The following is an 18,328-nucleotide window of genomic DNA, read 5'->3' as shown; positions in this document are numbered from 1 at the left end:
CAGAGGGTGCCGGCACGGCACAACAGAAATGGCGACGGCGGTGGACGGGCCGCGGGCGGCGTCAGCTTTCGGCGACGGCGCCCTTCCTCTGTTTCGCCCTATAGCCGGTGATCTCCTCGCCGGCGGTCGGCGAGAAGCGCAGGTTCCAAAAGGTGGCGGTGATCGAGATGATCGTGACGACGATGAAGGCGGCCGAGAAATCGCCAAGAGCCGGCGTCTCAGTGCCTGACAAAGCCATGGAGCCGTGCAGCGCCAAGGCGCCGATGCAGATGCCGAGTGACAGCATCAGCTGCTGGAAGGTGGTGTAGAAGCTCGTGGCCGAGCTCATCCGCTCCTTGCTGATCTCGTCATAGGCAATGGTGTTATAGGCGGTGAACTGGAACGACAGGAAGAAGGCGCTGAGCACCAGGACGACGAAGATCAGCGGCATCGGCCAGTCCGGCCGGAAGGCGGCACAAAGGCCATAGCCGATCGTCCCGAGGATACCGTTGAGGATGAGGCTTCTGCGGAAGCCCAGCCGGCGGAAGACAAACTTGGCCATCGGCTTCATGGCGAGAGCGCCAAGCGCGGTCGCGATGATGATCTGGCCGGCCGCGGCGGCAGACAGGCCGAAGCCGATCTGGAAGAGCAGCGGCAGGAGGAAGGGCTGCGCCCCTTGCGTGATGCGGGTCAGGGAACCTGCAATGACAGACGTGCCGAAGCTTGGCACCTTCATCAGCGAGAAATCCATGATCGGCGACGGATGCTTGCGGGCATGCCTGAGATAGGCGATGCCGAAGAGCAGGCCGATGGCGATCAGGAAGATCGAAAACGCACCCTCACCCTCATGGCTCGACATTTCGAAGCCGAAGAGCAGCGAACCGAGCGAGATGCCCGAGAGGACGAAACCGATCGTATCGAACGGACCACTTGCCTTGCCCTTGACCTCGTCGATGTAGATCGAGACGAAGATCATACCGATGATGCCGATCGGCACGTTGATATAAAAGATCCAGCGCCAGTCGAGATAGGTGACGATGAAGCCGCCGAGCGGCGGGCCGACAATCGGGCCGATCAGCGCCGGTACGAGCAGCCAGGACATGGCGCTGACCATATCCTTGCGGTCGACGCTGCGCATCAGCACCAGGCGCCCGACCGGCATCATCATCGCGCCGCCTATGCCCTGAAGCAGCCGCGCCAGCACCAGGAAGGACAGCGTCGGCGCCAGAGCACAGAGGATGGAGCCGACGACGAAGACGGCGATCGCCGAGCGGAAAACGGTGCGGGAGCCGAAACTGTCGGCCATCCGGCCGCTTGCCGGGATGAAGATCGCAAGGCTCAAGAGATAGGAAGTCAGGGCGATCGACATGGCCGGGGCGCCGACGCCGAAATCGCGCGCCATGGTGGGCAGCGCGGTCGCAAGCACGGTCGCATCGATGTTTTCCATCAGCATCGCACTCGCGACAATCATCGCGATCACCCGAAAATTGGGCGTGGCGCGCCGAACCATCGGCGCCTGGTAAATCTGATCCGACATCGTCCGGGATCACTCGCGGTGGCGCGGCGGAGCACACAAAGGCAGCAAGGCCGCGGGGGATGACATGGCGTAAAGCCAAGGGGAGACGATTTGCTATACGCCCGCGATCATGGCGGCGCTATGTCGTTTATGGCAAAGCTGCTTTGACGAGAGGTAAAGGCAGGTCACGATTCCTTGCATCGGTTCGATCTTCGTGAATGTCCGGCTTGCGCCACAGACACCCCGGCCCTACCTATGAACCATGACCTCCGCCCTGCAGAAAAACCGGCCCGGTGCGGCCTTTCCGTTCGACAACAGCTATGTCGGTTTGCCGCCCCACTTCTTTGCGGCGCAAGCGCCGACCGCGGTGGCGGAGCCTTGGCTGATCAAGCTCAACGAGGCGCTCGCCGCCGAACTCGGGCTCGATGTCGAGGCCTTGCGCCGCGATGGCGCGGCGATCTTTTCCGGCAATCTCGTTCCCGAAGGGGCCGAACCGCTGGCGATGGCCTATGCCGGGCACCAGTTCGGCGGCTTCTCGCCGCAGCTCGGTGACGGGCGGGCGATCCTTCTCGGCGAGGTGGTCGGCCGCAGCGGCAAGCGCTACGACATCCAGCTGAAGGGCGCCGGACCAACGCCTTTTTCGCGCCGCGGCGATGGGCGGGCGGCAATCGGGCCGGTCTTGCGTGAATATATCATCAGCGAAGCGATGTTCGCGCTCGGCATTCCCGCCACGCGGGCGCTGGCGGCGGTGACGACAGGCGAGCCGGTCTATCGCGAAGAGGTGCTGCCGGGCGCGGTTTTCACCCGCGTCGCGGCCAGCCATGTCCGCGTCGGCACCTTCCAGTACTTCGCAGCCAGGGGCGATACCGACGGCGTGCGGGCTCTGGCCGATTATGTGATCGACCGGCACTATCCGGCATTGAAAGAAGCCGAGAACCCCTATCTCGCGCTGTTCGAAGCGGTCTCCGAACGCCAGGCGGCGCTGATTGCCCGCTGGCTGCATGTCGGCTTCATCCATGGCGTGATGAACACGGACAATATGACCGTCTCCGGCGAGACGATCGATTTCGGCCCCTGCGCTTTCATGGATGCCTATGATCCGGCGACCGTTTTTTCGTCGATCGACCAGCATGGTCGTTACGCCTATGCCAACCAGCCCGGCATCGGCCAATGGAACCTCGCAAGGCTCGGCGAAACGCTGCTGCCGCTGATCGACGCCGAGCCCGACGGCGCGGTCGACAAGGCCAATATCGTGATAAAGAGTTACGGTGAACGGTTCCAGGCGCATTGGCTGGCCGGCATGCGCGAAAAGATCGGCCTTGCCGGCGAAGAGGACGGCGATCTCGACCTGGTGCAGGCGTTACTGTCACTGATGCAGGCGCAGGGCGCCGATTTCACCCTGACCTTCCGGCGGCTATCGGATCTTGCCGGCGATGATGCCGCAGAGCCTGAATTTGCGGCGAGTTTCCGCGAGCCGGACGCCCGCGGCGCGTGGCTTACGCAGTGGCGCGAGCGGCTGTCACGCGATTCGCAGACGGCCACCGAGCGCGCCATTGCCATGCGCCGCGTCAATCCGGCCTTCATTCCGCGCAATCACCGCGTCGAACAGGCGATCGAGGCCGCCGTCGAGAATGGCGATTTTTCGCTGTTCGAGGCGCTGCTGAGCGTGCTTTCGAAACCCTATGAGGACCAGCCGGGCTTTGTTGCCTATCGGGAACCGCCGAAGCCCGACGAACGGGTGCTTGCGACCTTCTGCGGAACGTGACAGGCGCTTCGATCGTTTTCGGTGCGGCAGTTGCGCCACAGCGATCCGCTTCCATCCGGCCTGCGACGAAAAGGGCTGTCCTTGCAGGATCGCCGCCGCTACAGCGTCCTTGACGAGGAGCGGCGCCTCCTTCCGCATTTCCCGTGGGGCCGTCCATGCTGCTCAGATTCTTTCGCTATTACAGTCCCTACAAGCAATTGTTCTTTCTCGATTTCGGCTGCGCGGTCGTTGCCGGGCTGCTGGAACTCGGCTTTCCTATCGCCGTCAAGCTCTTCGTCGACACCCTGCTGCCGCAGCGGGACTGGTGGCTGATTGCGGCGACGGCCGGGCTGCTGCTGGTCATCTACCTGTTCAACACGGCGCTGATGGCGGTGGTCAATTATTGGGGCCATGCGCTCGGAATCGGCATCGAGACCGATATGCGCCGGCAGGCTTTCGACCATATCCAGAAGCTGTCCTTCCGCTATTTCGACAACAACAAGACCGGCCATCTGATCACCCATGTGACCAAGGACCTCGAAGAAGTCGGCGAAGTCGCCCATCACGGTCCCGAAGACCTGTTCATCGCGATCATGACCTTCATCGGCGCCTTCATCCTGATGTTCACCGTGCACTGGAAGCTGGCGCTGCTGACGACCGCCATCGTGCCGTTCATGACCTGGCTAGTCAGCCGCTACGGCGCCAAGATGACGCTCAGCTGGCGAGACCTGTTCCGGCAGGTCGGTGAGTTCAATACACGCGTGCATGAAAGCGTCGGCGGCATCCGCGTCGTCAAGGCTTTCGCCAACGAGGATCACGAACGCGATCTGTTCGCCCGCAACAACGAGGGCTACAGGGCAACCAAACTCAACGCCTATGCCTATATGACCGCCAGCATCACGCTCAGCTATTTCAGCACGCGCTTCGTGCAACTGGTGGTGATGATATCGGGAACCTGGTTCGTCATATCGGGCGAACTCAGCTATGGCGGCTTTGTCGGCTTCCTGCTGCTGGTCAATGTGTTCTTCCGGCCGATCGACAAGATCACCTCGGTGCTGGAGAGCTATCCGAAGGGCATCGCCGGCTTCAAGCGCTTCACGCAGCTGATCGACACCGCCCCAGATATCGCCGACCGGCCGAACGCGACCAGCGTCGATCACCTTACCGGCAACATCGTCTACAGCAATGTGAGCTTCGGCTATACCGGCGACGGCAAGGTGCTCGACGGGCTCGAACTCTCGATCGCGGCCGGCGAGACGATCGCCTTCGTTGGTCCGTCCGGCGCCGGCAAGACCACGATCTGCTCGTTGCTGCCGCGCTTTTACGAGGTGGATTCCGGCTCGATCCTGATCGACGGCATCGACATCCGCGACATGACCCAGAAGTCGCTGCGCTCGCAGATCGGCATCGTCGCCCAGGACGTCTTCCTGTTCGGCGGCACCATCCGCGACAATATCGCCTATGGCCGGCTTGGCGCCGACGACGCGGCGATCATCGACGCGTTGCGGCGCGCCGCCCTCGACGAATACGTGCTGTCGCTGCCGAACGGGCTCGATACCGTCGTCGGCGAACGCGGCGTCAAGCTTTCCGGCGGGCAGAAGCAGCGCCTGGCGATCGCCCGCATCTTCCTGAAAAATCCGCCGATCCTCATCCTCGATGAAGCCACCTCGGCGCTCGATTCGGCGACCGAATATGCCATCCAGCAGTCGCTGTCGGCGCTCTCCAAGGGACGCACCACGCTGGTCGTCGCCCATCGACTCGCCACCATCCGCAACGCCGACCGCATCGTCGTAGTGGGAACGTCAGGCATCGTCGAACAGGGCACGCACAGCCAGTTGCTGGCGCGCGAAGGCGGCTACGCCAGGCTGCATCAAGCCCAGTTCGGTGCATCCGGACCGACTGCATAATTCCTTAAATCGGAATCGATTTAAAGCTAAAGTTATGCAGCATTCAAAGTGTTACAGCGTCCTTTGCGCGTCTTAAAAGACGCGTGGCGCTGTAGCCCCTGCGGCAATTGTGGCCGTTGAAAGGCATCTCCTTCGCGCTATCTGCCTGATCGGCGGGACTTTTCCGCCGATCCTTCAGCCCGGCTAACCTCAGCGGGAGACAGCCTTATGGCGATCATCGTCACCTCCATCTTCTTCATCATCGTCGGGCTCACTCTCAGCGGCGGCGGGCTCTGGCTCGTCACGCTCGGCGGCAGCGTCTTCTATCTGTTCGCCGGGCTGATGTTCCTGATTACCGCCGGGCTGCTGCTGATGCGCAAGGCGGTGGCGCTCTGGGTCTATGCGGTGCTCGTCGTCGCAGCACTCGCCTGGGCGATTTGGGAGGTCGGCTTCGACTGGTGGCAGCTTGGGCCCCGCGGCGGCATGATCATCCTGCTCGGGCTCTGGCTGCTGACGCCATGGATCCGCCGGCCGCTTGGCCTGCGCAGCCCAACGGGCATCACCTATGCCGCAAACCCCTGGCCGCTCGCCGCGCCTGTCATTCTCGCCATCCTTGTCGCCCTCTATTCGATGACGACTGACCCCCATGATCTCGCCGGCGAGCTGCCCAAGGATACGGTCGCCGCCAATCCCGCCTTCGGCGGCAGCGTCCCGGACGGCGAATGGCATCAATACGGCCGCACGCCCTTCGGCCAGCGCTATTCGCCACTCGACCAGATCACCGCCGAAAACGTCTCCACCCTCAAGGAAGCGTGGCGATACCAGACCGGCGACGTCAAGCGGCCGGACGATGTCGGCGAGACGACCTATCAGGTGACGCCGCTGAAGGTGAAGGACACGCTCTATCTCTGCACGCCGCATAACTGGGCGATCGCGCTCGACGCCAAGACCGGCAAGGAGAAATGGAAATACGACGCCAACTCGGGCATGAACCCCGACCGGCAGCATCAGACCTGCCGCGGCGTCACCTATTATGCCGATCCAACCGTTGCCGCCGGCCAGCCCTGCGCCGAGCGCGTCTACCTGCCGACCTCAGACGCCCGGCTGATCGCGCTCGATGCGGCGGACGGGAAGGTCTGCACCAGCTTTGCCGACCAGGGCGTGCTGCATTTGGAAACCGGCATGCGGTTCAACCCGGCCGGATACTATTATTCCACTTCGCCGCCGGTCGCGGTGGCGGGCAAAATCATCGTCGGCGGGGCGGTGAACGACAATTATTCGACTGAGGAGCAATCCGGCGTCATCCGCGCCTTCGACATCAATACCGGCGCCCTGGTCTGGAATTGGGATTCCGGCAATCCCGATGTGACGACGCCGATCACCGAGGGCCAGACCTATACGACCAACTCGCCGAACAGTTGGTCGGTCTTCAGCGTCGACGAGGCGCTCGGCATGGTCTACATCCCGCTCGGCAACCAAGTACCCGACCAGATCGGCATCGGCCGCAGCGACAATGTCGAGAAATTCTCCTCCTCTATCGTCGCGCTCGATATCGCCACCGGCCAGTTGCGCTGGGTGCGCCAGACAGTGCATCACGATCTCTGGGACATGGACGTGCCGGCCCAGCCGGCGCTGATCGACCTGACGAAGCAAGACGGCACCGTGGTTCCGGCCTTGGTCGGCCCGACCAAACAGGGCGATATCTATGTGCTCGACCGGCGCAGCGGCGAGCCGATCATCCCGATCAAGGAAATACCAGCGCCAGGCGGCGCGGTCTCGGGCGATCATACCTCGCCGACGCAGCCGATCTCGGACCTCACCTTCTCGCCAAAGCCGCTCCAGGAAAGAGACATGTGGGGCGTATCGCTGTTCGATCAGATGGCCTGCCGCATCGACTTCCACCGCTACCACTATGAGGGCCGCTTTACGCCGCCTTCGCTGAAAGGGACGATCGTCTATCCCGGCAATTTCGGCACCTTCAACTGGGGCTCGGTGGCGGTGGATCCGGAGCGGCAGATCATGTTCGGCATGCCGACCTATCTCGCCTTTACCTCGCGCCTGGTGCCGGCCGCCGACATTCCTCCGAGAGGCCAGGACGAGAAGGGCAGCGAACAGGGGCTCAACCGCAATGACGGCGCGCCCTACGGCGTCTTCATGGGTCCCTTCCTCGGGCTGCTCCAAATCCCCTGCCAGGCGCCGCCATGGGGTTATGTCGCCGGCGTCGACCTGCGCACCGGCAAGATCGCCTATATGCACAAGAACGGCACCGTCCACGACATGACGCCATTGCCCCTGCCCTTCAAGGTGGGCGTGCCCGGCATCGGCGGGCCGATGCTGACCAAGGGCGGCGTCGCCTTCCTGGGGGCCGCGGTCGACAACTACCTGCGCGCCTATGACGTGACGAGTGGCCGGGAGCTCTGGCAGGGACGGCTTCCCGCCGGCGGCCAGGCGACGCCGATGACCTATATGACCGATGACAACAAGCAATATGTCGTCATGGTCGCCGGCGGCCACGGCTCGGTCGGCACCACGCCCGGCGATTATGTGATCGCCTATACGTTGCCGTGACACCAAGCTTCCCGCAAGCTCTGCGCAGGTTTACCGCTTCATTCTCTCCCCGGTTTTCGGGGAGAGTTTTTATGGAAATCTCTAGCAATATTCGCAACTATTACGGCATCGGCGGCCTTTTCGATCAGCCGGCCAAATCCAAGAATCAGCAGACGACGGACTTCACCAAAACAGCGCGCAATACCGCGCCCGGTCTCGAGCCCAGCAGCACGCCGCCTTCGATCGCCAATACGATCTGGGCTCTTCAAAGCAGCGAAGGCCCTTATATCAACCCGCCCTCCGACGAAGAAGTGGCGGCAAGCGCTGCGCATGACTCCCTGGTCGACGAATTCTCCAAATGGGGCAACATGACGCCGGCGGAATATATCCGGGCCCGCTACCTCGAGCAGCACGATCTGACCGAGGCCGATCTGGCCGCCATGCCGGCCGACCAGCGCGCAGCAATCGAGAAGGAAATCGCCGACCAGATCAAGCGCGAGATGGCCGGCATCGAGGATGACGGCACCGAGACGGCAGACGATATCACCGCCGCCTGAGCCACTGAAAGATCGACAGCATGCGGCGGGAGAGCCTTCTCCGCCGCATTTTTTATGATTCACACCATCTCGACGATCATGCGGCCGACTTCGGCAAAGAGCGGGTTGAGCTCCTTTACCGGCACGGTCGTCTCGCTGATATAGACGGCCGCGACGATCGGGCCGCGATCGGGCGGCCAGATCACCGCGATATCGCCGAGAGATCCATTCGGACCGGTGCCGGTCTTGTCGCCGACCTTCCAATCCGCCGGCAGGCCGGCCCTGAGCCGCTCCTTGCCGGTCGTGCTCGTCACCAGCCAGGCGATCAGCCTGTCGCAGGAGGCTTCGGCGAGGACCGAGCCGAGCGTCAGATTGCCGAGCGTGTTGAGCATCGCATCCGGGGTCGTCGTGTCGCGCGGATCACCCTTCCGGCCCTCGTTCAGCGTCGGTTCGGTGCGGTCGAGACGGGTCGTGCCGTCGCCGATCGAGCGCAGCCAGTTGGTCAGGCCCGCCGGCCCGCCAAAACTTTCGAGTAGCAGATTGCCGGCTGTGTTGTCGCTGACGGTCACCGCCGCCTCGCAGAGTTCGGCGACGGTCATCCCATCAGTGCCGGCATGTTTTTCGCTGAGCGGCGAATAATCGACGAGCTTGTCCTTGCCGTAGGTCACCCGCCGGTCGAGGTTCTCCTCGCCCTTATCGGCCCGGGCAAGCACGAAAGCGGCGGCCAGCGCCTTGAAAGTGCTGCACATCGGGAAGGCCTCGCTGCCGCGATAGCCGAAGGAGATGCTCGTATCGGTGTCGAGCACCGAGACGCCGAGGCGGCCGCCGGTGCGTTTTTCCAATGCGGCAAGGCGGTGTTCGATATTGTCGTCGCCCTCGCCGGCACTCTCTTTGGCACTCTCCTTGGCCCCCTCCTCGGCATTGGCTCGAAGCGTCAGCACGGGCAGGCACAATGCCGAGCCTATCAGCATGCGGCGGGTCAGACTGAGATCCATGAAATCCTCCGGCGAATCAGGAGGACAGAGCTAAGCAGCGATTGCGGCGACTTGTCGTCCCCGCGGCGATGTTAATCGTCCGCCGAGCGATGTTAATCGTCCGCCGAGCGATCTTGTCGTCCGCCGAGCGTCTCCGCCCGCGCCGATCACGCCGCGCGCGTCACCTCGACCGTTACATGCGACAATTCCTCCAGCGCCGAAAGCCTGCCCTTGTAGAAAGCCGGGTCTCGCGGCTGCGAGGTGAGGACGGCGACGATCGCGGCATGATGGCCGGGGCCGACCTGCCAGACATGCAGATCGGTGATCCGGTCGCCCTCCGTCTCGATGGCGCCGCGGATTTCCGCCGGCAGCGTCTCGCCTTCGGGAACGACATCGAGAAGGACGCCGCCCGAGGATCTCATCAGGCTCCAGGACCAGTTGGCGATCACCAGCCCGCCGACGATGCCCATCAGGGGATCGAGCCAGAGCCAACCGTAGAGACTGCCGAGCGTCAGCGCCGCGATGGCGAGCACGGAGGTCAGGGCATCGGCGATGACATGCAGATAGGCGGCGCGGATGTTGTTGTCGCCGGTCTTTGCGTGATGGGCATGATCGCCATGTCCGTGATGATGATGGCCGTGGGCATGGGCATGATTACCATGCCCGTGATGCGCATGATTGCCATGCGCGACATGGCCGCCGCCGGCCAGCAGCCAGGCGCTCACCAGATTGACGGCAAGGCCGATCACCGCCACGGCGATTGCCTGGGCAAAGCCGATCGGCACGGGATTGGAAAGGCGCAGCAGGCTCTCCCAGGCCATCAGCAGGGCGATCAGCGCGAGGACGATGGCGCTGGCGAAGCCGGCGAGATCGCCGAGCTTGCCGGTGCCGAAAGTGAAACGCGGATTGCGCGCCTGCCGGCGGGCGAAGAGATAGGCGAGTGCGGAAATCAGCAGTGCGCTGGCATGGGTCGACATGTGCCAGCCATCGGCGACGAGCGCCATGGAGCCGTAGACGGTGCCGGCGGCGATTTCCGCCACCATCATCACCGCCGTCAGCGCAATCACCAGCCAGATGCGCCGCTCGTTGCGTGCATGATCAGTGCCGAGGAAGACGTGATCGTGTTCCAGGGCATCAATTCCAACTTTGTCGATTCCGGCACTCATGACAGGCTCCTTCGTCGCCATAACTCTTTGTTTTTACGCAATTCTCGGCAAAATCGCTACGCGCTTTGCCTGGGAAAACCGCTTCACGCTTTTCCTGGAATTGCTCTAGCGCATATAGGTTCTCAAGACTTCGGATATTTCCTCGACCGCCTCTGCCCTGGCCGCATCATCAGCGGCATTCAGCACATGCTCGCGCAGGTGATCGTCGAGCACCTCGCCGGTCAGCCCGGTGAGGGCGCCGCGGATCGAGGCGAGCAACTGCAGGATCTCGCCGCAGGGGCGCTCGGCCTCGAGCGCGCGCTCGACCGCCTCCATCTGCCCCTTCAGCCGGCTGATGCGGGCGACGAGCTTCTTTTTCTGCAGGGTGGTGTGGGACATGATGGGCTTTCATATAACATAGGGGGGTATAGTATCAAGGCTGAAGCCGAGGCTCAATGCCGGTGATGGGCTTGATCCGCCATTGACAAAGCCCGCGTTTCCGACGATCTATGATCCATGATCAAGAACGCGCACCAGAGCCGCTCGTATTTTTGGCTGTACCTGTAAAGGGCGGCCGGACAAGATCATATTGTCAACAAGCCGCCGTCAGGCGGCTTTGTTGTATCGGCAGCGTCCTGACGGCAGACTATCAAAGGACGCGAAGACCATGACCGAAATCGAAGACAGCGAAATTTCACTGATGCGCCCATCGGTGGTGACGATCCGCGCCGCCAAGCCGCGCGACCTGCCCGAACTCGGCGAGATGATCGCCCTGCTTGCCGCCCATCACGGCGATGCGGCTGCCACAACGCCGGAGCAGCTGGAGCGCGACCTCTTCGGGCCCCTGCCCTGGATCAATGCGCTCGTCGCCGAGACCAGCGAAGGTCTGATCGGCTACGCCATTCTCGTGCCGCTCTACAGGGCGCAGGAAGGCAAGCGCGGCATGGACCTGCACCATCTCTTCGTGCGCGACGGCCATCGCGGCCACGGCACCGGCCAGCTGCTCGTCGACCGGGCGCGCGAGACCGCCCGCAATGCCGGCTGCGGCTACCTCTCCGTCAGCGCCGCCACCGGAAACGTGCTGGCGCACCGCTTCTACGAACAGCTGGATTTCACCCCGCGGCCAGTAACCGGCATGCGCTACATGCAATCGATCGCCTAAAGCGCGTCGCGCAAAGTGTGAGCGGTGTTGCGATAACAGGATGCGTTGACATAAAGGCCTAAAGCGCGACGAGCAAATCTGAAAGATTGCGACGCGCTTCAGGGCTGGAGGTCATGAAGCGGCCGATCGGGTTTATGTAGGGACCGGTTTCAGCCTACTGACAATTCTCGAATTGCATGAGGAGCTTTCATGCCAGATTTCAAACTACATTGCTTCGCTCTCTCGGGGAACTGTTACAAGGTCGCGCTCTTCCTCACACTTGCCGGCATCGAGTGGGAGAGCATTTTCGTTGACTATCTCGGCGGCGAAACACGCACTGAAGCATGGCGAAAAACCATAAACGAGCAGGGCGAAGCCCCTGTGCTCGAGCACGGCCAAACGAAGATCAGCCAATCGGGGATTATCCTGGACTATTTGTCAGAGGTGACAGGCCACTTCGGGGCGCAGACAGCCGAAGAGCGACGTGACATCATGCGTTGGATTCTTTTCGACAACCACAAATTCACGAGCTATTACGCGACGCTGAGGTTCATGTATGGCCTCCAGAAGAGCGGCGAGACGCCCGTCGTCGAGTTTTTGAGACTGAGGGCCAAAGCTGCCTATGCCATTGTTGACGAACATCTGGCGCACCAGGCCTTCATGGTCGGCGATCGGCTGACGATCGCAGACCTCTCTCTGGCGGGCTACGTCTTCATGCCGGAGGAAACCGGGATAGATCACAGCGACTTCCCGGCTATCGCAGCCTGGAAAGATCGTATCAGCACGATGCCCGGCTGGCGCCATCCCTATGATCTGATGCCGGGTCCCACCTCCCTATAAACAGGCGTGGGACCCTGCGAAAGCGCCAAGCACAACCGCACTTTAAAGCGCGCGTCGCATCAAACTTGATTCATGCGACGCGCTTCGGATGTTTGTTTTTACGCATGTCGTTGCTCGCAACATGCTCTAGCGTCCCGGCACGGCCTTCAGATAGGCTGCGATCGCTTCACGGTCGGAGGCCGGCAGATGGGCGATGTTCTGCTGCACATCGACCATCGAGCCGCCGACGGAATCGAAATCGGGGGTGAAGCCGGTTTCGAGATAACTGGCGATATCGGCCTCGCTCCAGCCGCCGATGCTCTCGGAAGCCGGGGTGATATTGGGTATGCGACCCTTGCCTTCCGGATTGGGCGCGCCGGCAAGCCACTGATCCGCCTTGAAGCCGCCGAGCGCATCACGCGGCGTATGGCATTCGCCGCAATGGCCGGGGCCTTCGACGAGATATTGCCCGCGCTTGATCTTGTCGTCGCTCTTTGCCAGGGCGACGCGCGGCTGGTCGTTGAGATAGAGAAATTTCCAGCCGCCGAGCGCCAGCCGGATGTTGAAGGGGAACGGCAGTTCGTGCGGCGGCGCCACGTTTGCGCTCTTCGGCAGGGTTTTCAGGAAGCCATAGAGATCGTTGACGTCCTTGTCGCTCATGCGGGAATAGGAGCCATAGGGAAAGGACGGGTAGAGATGCTCGCCACCCGGGCCGACGCCGCGCTTCATCGCATTACCGAACTCGGCAAGCGTCCAGGTGCCGATGCCGGCTTTTTCATCGGGTGAGATGTTCGGCACGTGGAAGGTCCCGAAAGGGCTCTTCAGCGCCAGGCCGCCTGAAAGCGTCAGCTTTGCATCGCCTTCGGACCCGGGTGCGGCATGACAGCTGACGCAGCCGCCCGCCCAGAAAACCATCTGACCATTTGCCGGATCCGGCGCGCCGAGACCCGCCCAATGGCTCTCCGGCAGCGGATCGGGTGCGGTGACGAGATAGAAGGCGCCCCCGCCGAGCACAGCGACGCCGATCAGACAGAGCAGTACCCGGATGAACCTGCGGACCATGCGCCGCCTCTCCTTTTGCCAATGTTGCCGCCGTCGGTCCCACATAAAGCGATCCGCGCCGGCGGCAAGCCCGGCACGGATCGCGGGTCCCGAGCGTTCCATTTCCCCCACGTCACGCGGAAGCAAGCCGCGCACCTTTGCTGGAATTGCTCAGGCCGGCCTATCACTCCTTGATACGATAGGCCTTGTGACAGCCCGCGCAATTGGCGCCAAGCGTGTTCATCGTGGCGCCGACGGCCGCAGGATCGGCCGGAAGCTGGGCGAGCGCAGTTTCGGCGTCAGTGGAGAGCTTGGCGGCGCGCGCCTTGAAGTCGTCCATGTTTTCCCAGATTTTCGGGCTCGCCTCTTTGTCGCCGGTCTCCGTGCCCGGCTTGAACTGATCGGGGAAAACCTTGGCCGTTGCGGCAATCGTCGTCAGTGCCGCCTTCACCGCCTCGGCGTCGTAAGGCTTCGTGCCCTTGGCGATGGCCGCCAGCGCGCCAGCCGAACCGCCGATCTGCTTCATCAGCGCAATGCGCGAATCATGGGTGCCGTCGGCGGCGGTCACCGAACTGAAGGCCATGCCGGCGATCGCTACAGCCGCAGCTGCTGCTTTCCAATTCATATTTCTCTCCCTTTTTCCTCGGCCAAGCTGGCCGATGGCCAATCTGCACCGGGAGCATGACAAAATCCACGGCGGCAGACAGTCACTTTTTGCCGGATTGTCATAAAAACAATGTGATAGGCCGTTCTCTGCTTTTATGTATGTCGTTATCCCGGAACCGCTGCACACTTCCGGGCGACATGCAGTGGCGGTTCAGGCGCTTTTCCACCCCTGCCAGAGGCTGAAGGCGGAGACGGCAACCAGCAGCAGTCCGGCGAAGCGGCCGACAAAGGCCGTGACGTCAGGGTTGGCGACGAGCAGGTCGCGGCTGCGGCCGGCCGTCATCGCCAGCGTGCCGTAGATGGCGAACTGGGTGACGACAGTCATGACGCCCATGATCAGTCCCTGCATCCAGATCGGGCCATATTCCGGCCTGAGGAACTGCGGATAGACAGCGAACATGAAAATATAGGCCTTCGGATTGACGAGACAGGTGACAGCGCCCTGGCGGAAGGCGCGCCAGCCGGAGCGTGCGGTTCCCGGCTCGACCGCCTCGACGGTGATCGAACTGCGGATCAGCGAAATACCGATCCAGATCATGTAGGCGACGCCGGCAAACAGCAGTACGTTGAAGAGCTGCGGCAGCATGGTGACGAGCACGCCGACCCCAGCCGCGCCATAGGCCGAATGCACGGCGCCGCCGGCCATGATGCCGCCGGTCGCCGCCAGCCCGCGCTTGACGCCGCCGGTCAGCGAATTGGCGAGCACGAAGAGCATGTCCATACCCGGCACGATGATGATGCCGACGAGAAGGGTGAAGAAGAGCCAGAGGTTTTCGTGGTAGTTCATGTCAGTTACCGCCTTGGGTTCTGCGGGCCGTTTTCAAAAGACCCTGATTGATTTCAATCCGATAGGCGGCTCTATACGGGAACCCAACTGACAGTGTATTGTCAGGAGCGTGGCGGATGGGAGAGGTTAAATGCGCAAGGCCTCGCGGCTTTTCGAGATCATTCAGATCCTCAGGCTGGCAAGAAAACCGATGACGGCGGCGACGATGGCCGAGACGCTCGAAGTGACCGTGCGCTCGATCTATCGCGACATCGCCGCCCTTCAGGCGATGCGGGTGCCGATCGAAGGCGGGCGCGGCATCGGCTACATCATGCGGCCGGGCTTCGACCTGCCGCCGCTGATGTTCTCGATCGAGGAGATGGAGGCGATCGTGCTGTCGCTGGCGCTGCTCGAACGGACGGCGGACGAGGAGCTGAAGCAGGCCGCGCGCCGGGTCAACCGGAAGATATCAGGCGCCGTGCCGGCGCCCCTGCGCCAGGCGATGGACAACAAGGCGCTTTACGCCTGGGGCTCGATCGCGCAGCCGGCGGGCTTCGACCTGGCGATCGTGCGCCGCGCGATCCGCGACGAACGCAAGCTGATGCTCGGCTATCGCGACGAGCTCGGCCGCGCCAGCGAGCGGACGATCCGGCCGGTCGCGCTGATCTATTATTCGCAGACCGCCAATATCGTCGCCTGGTGCGAGCTGCGCCAGGCGATCCGCAATTTCCGCAGCGACCGGGTGGAACGCTGTGCGACAGCTGAGGATTTCTTCAAGGGCGACGGCGACCGGCTGCGGGAACTCTGGACCAGCGGCTGGACAGAGAAACCGATCGCCGTGTAGCTGTTCGCCCAATCGCGATTATTCAGAGCGACATGCCGCCCGAAACCTCGATGCGCTGGGCGTTGACCCAACGGTTGGCATCGCTCAGGAGGGAAGCGATCATCGGCCCTATATCGTCGGGGACACCGGCGCGGCCCAGTGCGGTCATGGAGGCGACCGCACGGTTGATCTCCGGATTGTCCCGCACCATGCCGCCGCTGAAATCGGTTTCGATGGCGCCCGGGGCGACGGCATTGACGGCAATGCCGCGGGGGCCAAGCTCCTTTGCCATGTAGCGCGTCAGCACCTCGACTGCGCCCTTTATCGAGCCGTAGGCCGAAGCGCCGACCATGGCCATGCGGGCAAGACCGCTGGAGAGGTTGACGATGCGGCCGCCGTCCTCGATCACCGGCAGGAGCTTCTGCGTGAGGAAGAAGACCCCCTTGAAATGCAGGTTGTAAAGCTTGTCCATCTCCGCTTCGGTCGTCTCCAAAATCGGGGCGTGGTAGCTGGTGCCGGCATTGTTGACTAGAAAGTCGAAGTGCTCACGCCCCCAGCCCTTGAGGATCTCGCGAACACTTTCGACAAAGGCATCGAACGCCGCCACGTTGCCGGCGTCAAGTTGAAGTGCGGCGGCCTTGCGGCCCAGCGCCTCGATCTCAGCGACGACCTTCTCCGCCTCGTCGCGGTTCGAGTTGTAGGTCAAGATCACATCGACGCCGCTCCTTGCCAGATGGACGACCGTATTGCGGCCCAGGCCGCGGCTTCCGCCGGTTACGATTGCGATTTTCGAGGTTGAATTCTGGTTAGGCATTTCAGGTACTCCTGATGTTTTGATAGACCAGTTTATGCGCCGCAAGCTTGGAATCCTGAATGCCGAAACCCTGCAATTTCTTGCCTATTCCTCCAAACGCCTTGCCCAGCCGGGCTGAGGGATTAAGATCATCCTCACCGGCGCGGCAGACCGACCCCGCGTTCACTGGAGACTAAGATGTCCGCAGATCTGAAGCAGGCGCTCAATGGGTACATGGATGCACATGGCGGCGGTGACGGCCTCTTTGCCACCGCTATCGACGGCTTTTTCCTGATGCGTTCCAGCACTCTCTCCATGCCGAAACCGGCGATCTACCGACCGGCGCTCTGCATTATCGTCGATGGCGCCAAGCAGCTCATGTTCGGAGACCGCCTTTTCGATTACGAAGCGATGCAAGCGCTTATCATCAGCGTCGAGATGCCGGCCTTCGGACAGGTGACGAAAGCCAGTGCCGAACGGCCGATGATCGCCATCAACTTGGAACTCGACGTCACTATCCTGCGCGAGGTGCTGGAGGAGATGGATGCGCCGCCGAAGCCGGCAGGCGACGGCGGGCCGGGTGTTTTCGTACAAGAATTCGGCCCCGAGCTGCAGGACTGCATACTGAGGCTGATCCGAACGCTCGCAACGCCCAAGGCGATCCCAATCCTTCATCCGGCAATCATGCGAGAGATCAGTTTCTGGTTGCTTTCCGGAAAAAATGGCGATGAGGTCTGCAAGCTTGCATTGCCCGACAGCCATACGCGCCGCGTGGCCGAGGCCATCTACCTGTTGCGCGGTAATTTTGCGGACGCCGTCCGGGTGGAAAAGCTTGCGGCGGCAGCCAGGATGAGCCCTTCCTCCTTCCACCAGCATTTCAAAATCCTGACCACGATGACGCCGCTGCAGTATCAGAAGCAGTTGCGGCTACTCGAGGCCCGGCGGCTGATGGTGACCGATGGTTTCAACGCCGCAAACGCGGCCTATCAGGTGGGTTACGAGAGCGCCTCCCAGTTCAGCCGCGAATATGCCCGCATGTTCGGGACACCACCGAAGCGCGACATCAGTGAAATGAAGGCGATGCCGGCTGAGCCGGCAATCAGCTAGATGGACAGCGTGCGGCTCACCTCGCGTCCGAAGCCGCGGATTTCGATTCTGGAGGCATAGACCTCGACGATCGCAAAGGCGTTTTCCATCTCGGTGTCAACCACGCCCTTGAAATTGAGGAAGTGGCAGGCGCCGGCCATGCCGTAGTTGCCGACGTGGTCGTGGCCATTGAGATAGGCGACGACATTGCTGCTGGAGGCGAGCAGCGCGACGGTGCGTTCGCTGTCCCACATGCCGTGCTCACTGGGCGGATGCACCGGATAGTGATTCATGACGATCACCTTCTCGCCGGCCGCAGCCGCTTTTGCGATTTCATCGCCGAGCCAGGCGAATTGTTCGTCGCTCAGCGCGGCATTCCAGCGATGGGCATTCCTCGCACCTTTTGCCTGCAGCTCCGCCAGCATCTCAGCGGCAAGGGCGCGATGAGGATGGCCTTCGGGCGGTGCGAAGATGCTGACCTCGTTGCCGTCGAGCACGATAAAGCGCCAGCCGTGGCGCACGAAGCTGTAATAGGGCGACGGCATGCCGAGACGCGCGGCGACTTCGGCGAGATGCCCAGAAGAGACCGAGAAATCGTGATTGCCGAGCAGGAAGAGCGCCTCGTGCCTGAGCTTGCCGTAGACCGGCAGGATATCGTCGAAGCTTGAAAAGCTGCGGTCGATGACATCGCCGAGCGTCATGACAAAGCTCAGCTCCTCGCCATTGAAGACCTCGATCGCCTCGGCGACCTTGGCGAGGCTGTTGGCGTAATAACGATCCATCGCCACATGCGGCGCGATCGCCGCATATTGCGGGTCGGCGATGATGCCGAAGCGGAACAGGGGAGAAGCAGAGGAAGACATGCA

At 62.4% G+C, this 18,328-nt stretch carries 17 protein-coding genes; 8 read left to right on the top strand and 9 right to left on the bottom strand.

What is annotated here, in order from left to right:
• Positions 1–61: 61 nt before the first annotated feature.
• Positions 62–1,516, bottom strand: a complete 1,455-nt coding sequence (locus AC2444_RS04850; RefSeq protein WP_012756631.1) for a DHA2 family efflux MFS transporter permease subunit — start codon at positions 1,514–1,516, stop codon at positions 62–64.
• A 241-nt stretch (positions 1,517–1,757) separates the two neighbouring features.
• Between AC2444_RS04850 and AC2444_RS04845 the strand changes: the two genes are divergently transcribed.
• From AC2444_RS04845 to AC2444_RS04830, 4 genes are all read left to right on the top strand, one after another.
• The gene (locus AC2444_RS04845) at positions 1,758–3,260 is read left to right on the top strand and encodes a protein adenylyltransferase SelO (protein WP_128449118.1); all 1,503 of its coding nucleotides are present in this window, start codon (positions 1,758–1,760) and stop codon (positions 3,258–3,260) included.
• A 155-nt stretch (positions 3,261–3,415) separates the two neighbouring features.
• Positions 3,416–5,146: an ABC transporter ATP-binding protein gene (locus AC2444_RS04840; RefSeq protein ID WP_012756629.1), complete on the top strand. Its 1,731-nt coding sequence runs from the start codon at positions 3,416–3,418 to the stop codon at positions 5,144–5,146.
• Between the two features lie 207 nt (positions 5,147–5,353).
• Positions 5,354–7,693, top strand: coding sequence for a glucose/quinate/shikimate family membrane-bound PQQ-dependent dehydrogenase (locus tag AC2444_RS04835; RefSeq protein WP_012756628.1), 2,340 nt, complete (start codon positions 5,354–5,356; stop codon positions 7,691–7,693).
• 71 nt (positions 7,694–7,764) lie between these two features.
• Positions 7,765–8,229, top strand: coding sequence for a hypothetical protein (locus AC2444_RS04830; RefSeq protein ID WP_012756627.1), 465 nt, complete (start codon positions 7,765–7,767; stop codon positions 8,227–8,229).
• A 59-nt stretch (positions 8,230–8,288) separates the two neighbouring features.
• On the opposite strand, the gene bla is transcribed toward AC2444_RS04830, so the two are convergent.
• The 3 genes from bla to dmeR all read right to left on the bottom strand — a co-directional run bounded on the left by bla (position 8,289) and on the right by dmeR (position 10,726).
• Positions 8,289–9,203, bottom strand: coding sequence for a class A beta-lactamase (gene bla / locus AC2444_RS04825; protein ID WP_012756626.1), 915 nt, complete (start codon positions 9,201–9,203; stop codon positions 8,289–8,291).
• Positions 9,204–9,349: 146 nt separating this feature from the next.
• Entirely contained in the window at positions 9,350–10,348 is a 999-nt protein-coding gene (gene dmeF, locus AC2444_RS04820) for a CDF family Co(II)/Ni(II) efflux transporter DmeF (RefSeq protein ID WP_012756625.1), read from the bottom strand.
• Between the two features lie 105 nt (positions 10,349–10,453).
• On the bottom strand, positions 10,454–10,726 hold the full coding sequence (gene dmeR / locus AC2444_RS04815) for a Ni(II)/Co(II)-sensing transcriptional repressor DmeR (protein WP_003546569.1): 273 nt from the start codon (positions 10,724–10,726) through the stop codon (positions 10,454–10,456).
• A 268-nt stretch (positions 10,727–10,994) separates the two neighbouring features.
• Between dmeR and AC2444_RS04810 the strand changes: the two genes are divergently transcribed.
• Complete coding sequence (locus tag AC2444_RS04810) at positions 10,995–11,489, top strand: GNAT family N-acetyltransferase (protein WP_012756624.1); 495 nt, start codon at positions 10,995–10,997, stop codon at positions 11,487–11,489.
• Between the two features lie 189 nt (positions 11,490–11,678).
• Positions 11,679–12,308, top strand: a complete 630-nt coding sequence (locus AC2444_RS04805) for a glutathione S-transferase family protein (protein WP_128449120.1) — start codon at positions 11,679–11,681, stop codon at positions 12,306–12,308.
• A gap of 126 nt (positions 12,309–12,434) precedes the next feature.
• Here the strand turns inward: AC2444_RS04805 and AC2444_RS04800 are convergent, their stop codons facing one another.
• The 3 genes from AC2444_RS04800 to AC2444_RS04790 form a co-directional block, all read right to left on the bottom strand.
• Complete coding sequence (locus AC2444_RS04800) at positions 12,435–13,349, bottom strand: c-type cytochrome (RefSeq protein WP_012756622.1); 915 nt, start codon at positions 13,347–13,349, stop codon at positions 12,435–12,437.
• Positions 13,350–13,512: 163 nt separating this feature from the next.
• Positions 13,513–13,953: a c-type cytochrome gene (locus AC2444_RS04795; protein ID WP_012756621.1), complete on the bottom strand. Its 441-nt coding sequence runs from the start codon at positions 13,951–13,953 to the stop codon at positions 13,513–13,515.
• A 192-nt stretch (positions 13,954–14,145) separates the two neighbouring features.
• The gene (locus AC2444_RS04790) at positions 14,146–14,781 is read right to left on the bottom strand and encodes a LysE family translocator (RefSeq protein WP_012756620.1); all 636 of its coding nucleotides are present in this window, start codon (positions 14,779–14,781) and stop codon (positions 14,146–14,148) included.
• Between the two features lie 130 nt (positions 14,782–14,911).
• On the opposite strand from AC2444_RS04790, the gene AC2444_RS04785 reads away from it, so the two are divergent.
• Positions 14,912–15,604 (top strand): helix-turn-helix transcriptional regulator, encoded by a 693-nt coding sequence (locus AC2444_RS04785; RefSeq protein WP_012756619.1) that lies wholly within the window; start codon positions 14,912–14,914, stop codon positions 15,602–15,604.
• Between the two features lie 22 nt (positions 15,605–15,626).
• Here the strand turns inward: AC2444_RS04785 and AC2444_RS04780 are convergent, their stop codons facing one another.
• Positions 15,627–16,397, bottom strand: coding sequence for an SDR family NAD(P)-dependent oxidoreductase (locus tag AC2444_RS04780; RefSeq protein ID WP_012756618.1), 771 nt, complete (start codon positions 16,395–16,397; stop codon positions 15,627–15,629).
• 177 nt (positions 16,398–16,574) lie between these two features.
• Between AC2444_RS04780 and AC2444_RS04775 the strand changes: the two genes are divergently transcribed.
• The gene (locus AC2444_RS04775) at positions 16,575–17,483 is read left to right on the top strand and encodes an AraC family transcriptional regulator (RefSeq protein ID WP_012756617.1); all 909 of its coding nucleotides are present in this window, start codon (positions 16,575–16,577) and stop codon (positions 17,481–17,483) included.
• Here the strand turns inward: AC2444_RS04775 and AC2444_RS04770 are convergent.
• Positions 17,480–18,325: a metallophosphoesterase gene (locus tag AC2444_RS04770; protein ID WP_012756616.1), complete on the bottom strand. Its 846-nt coding sequence runs from the start codon at positions 18,323–18,325 to the stop codon at positions 17,480–17,482. The two genes, AC2444_RS04775 and AC2444_RS04770, sit on opposite strands and share 4 nt — an antisense overlap.
• Positions 18,326–18,328: the final 3 nt, after the last annotated feature.

Source organism: Rhizobium sp. WSM1328, from assembly GCF_057653715.1.
Note: the sequence above shows the minus strand (reverse complement) of the source record. Positions and strands in the feature narration are given on the sequence as shown.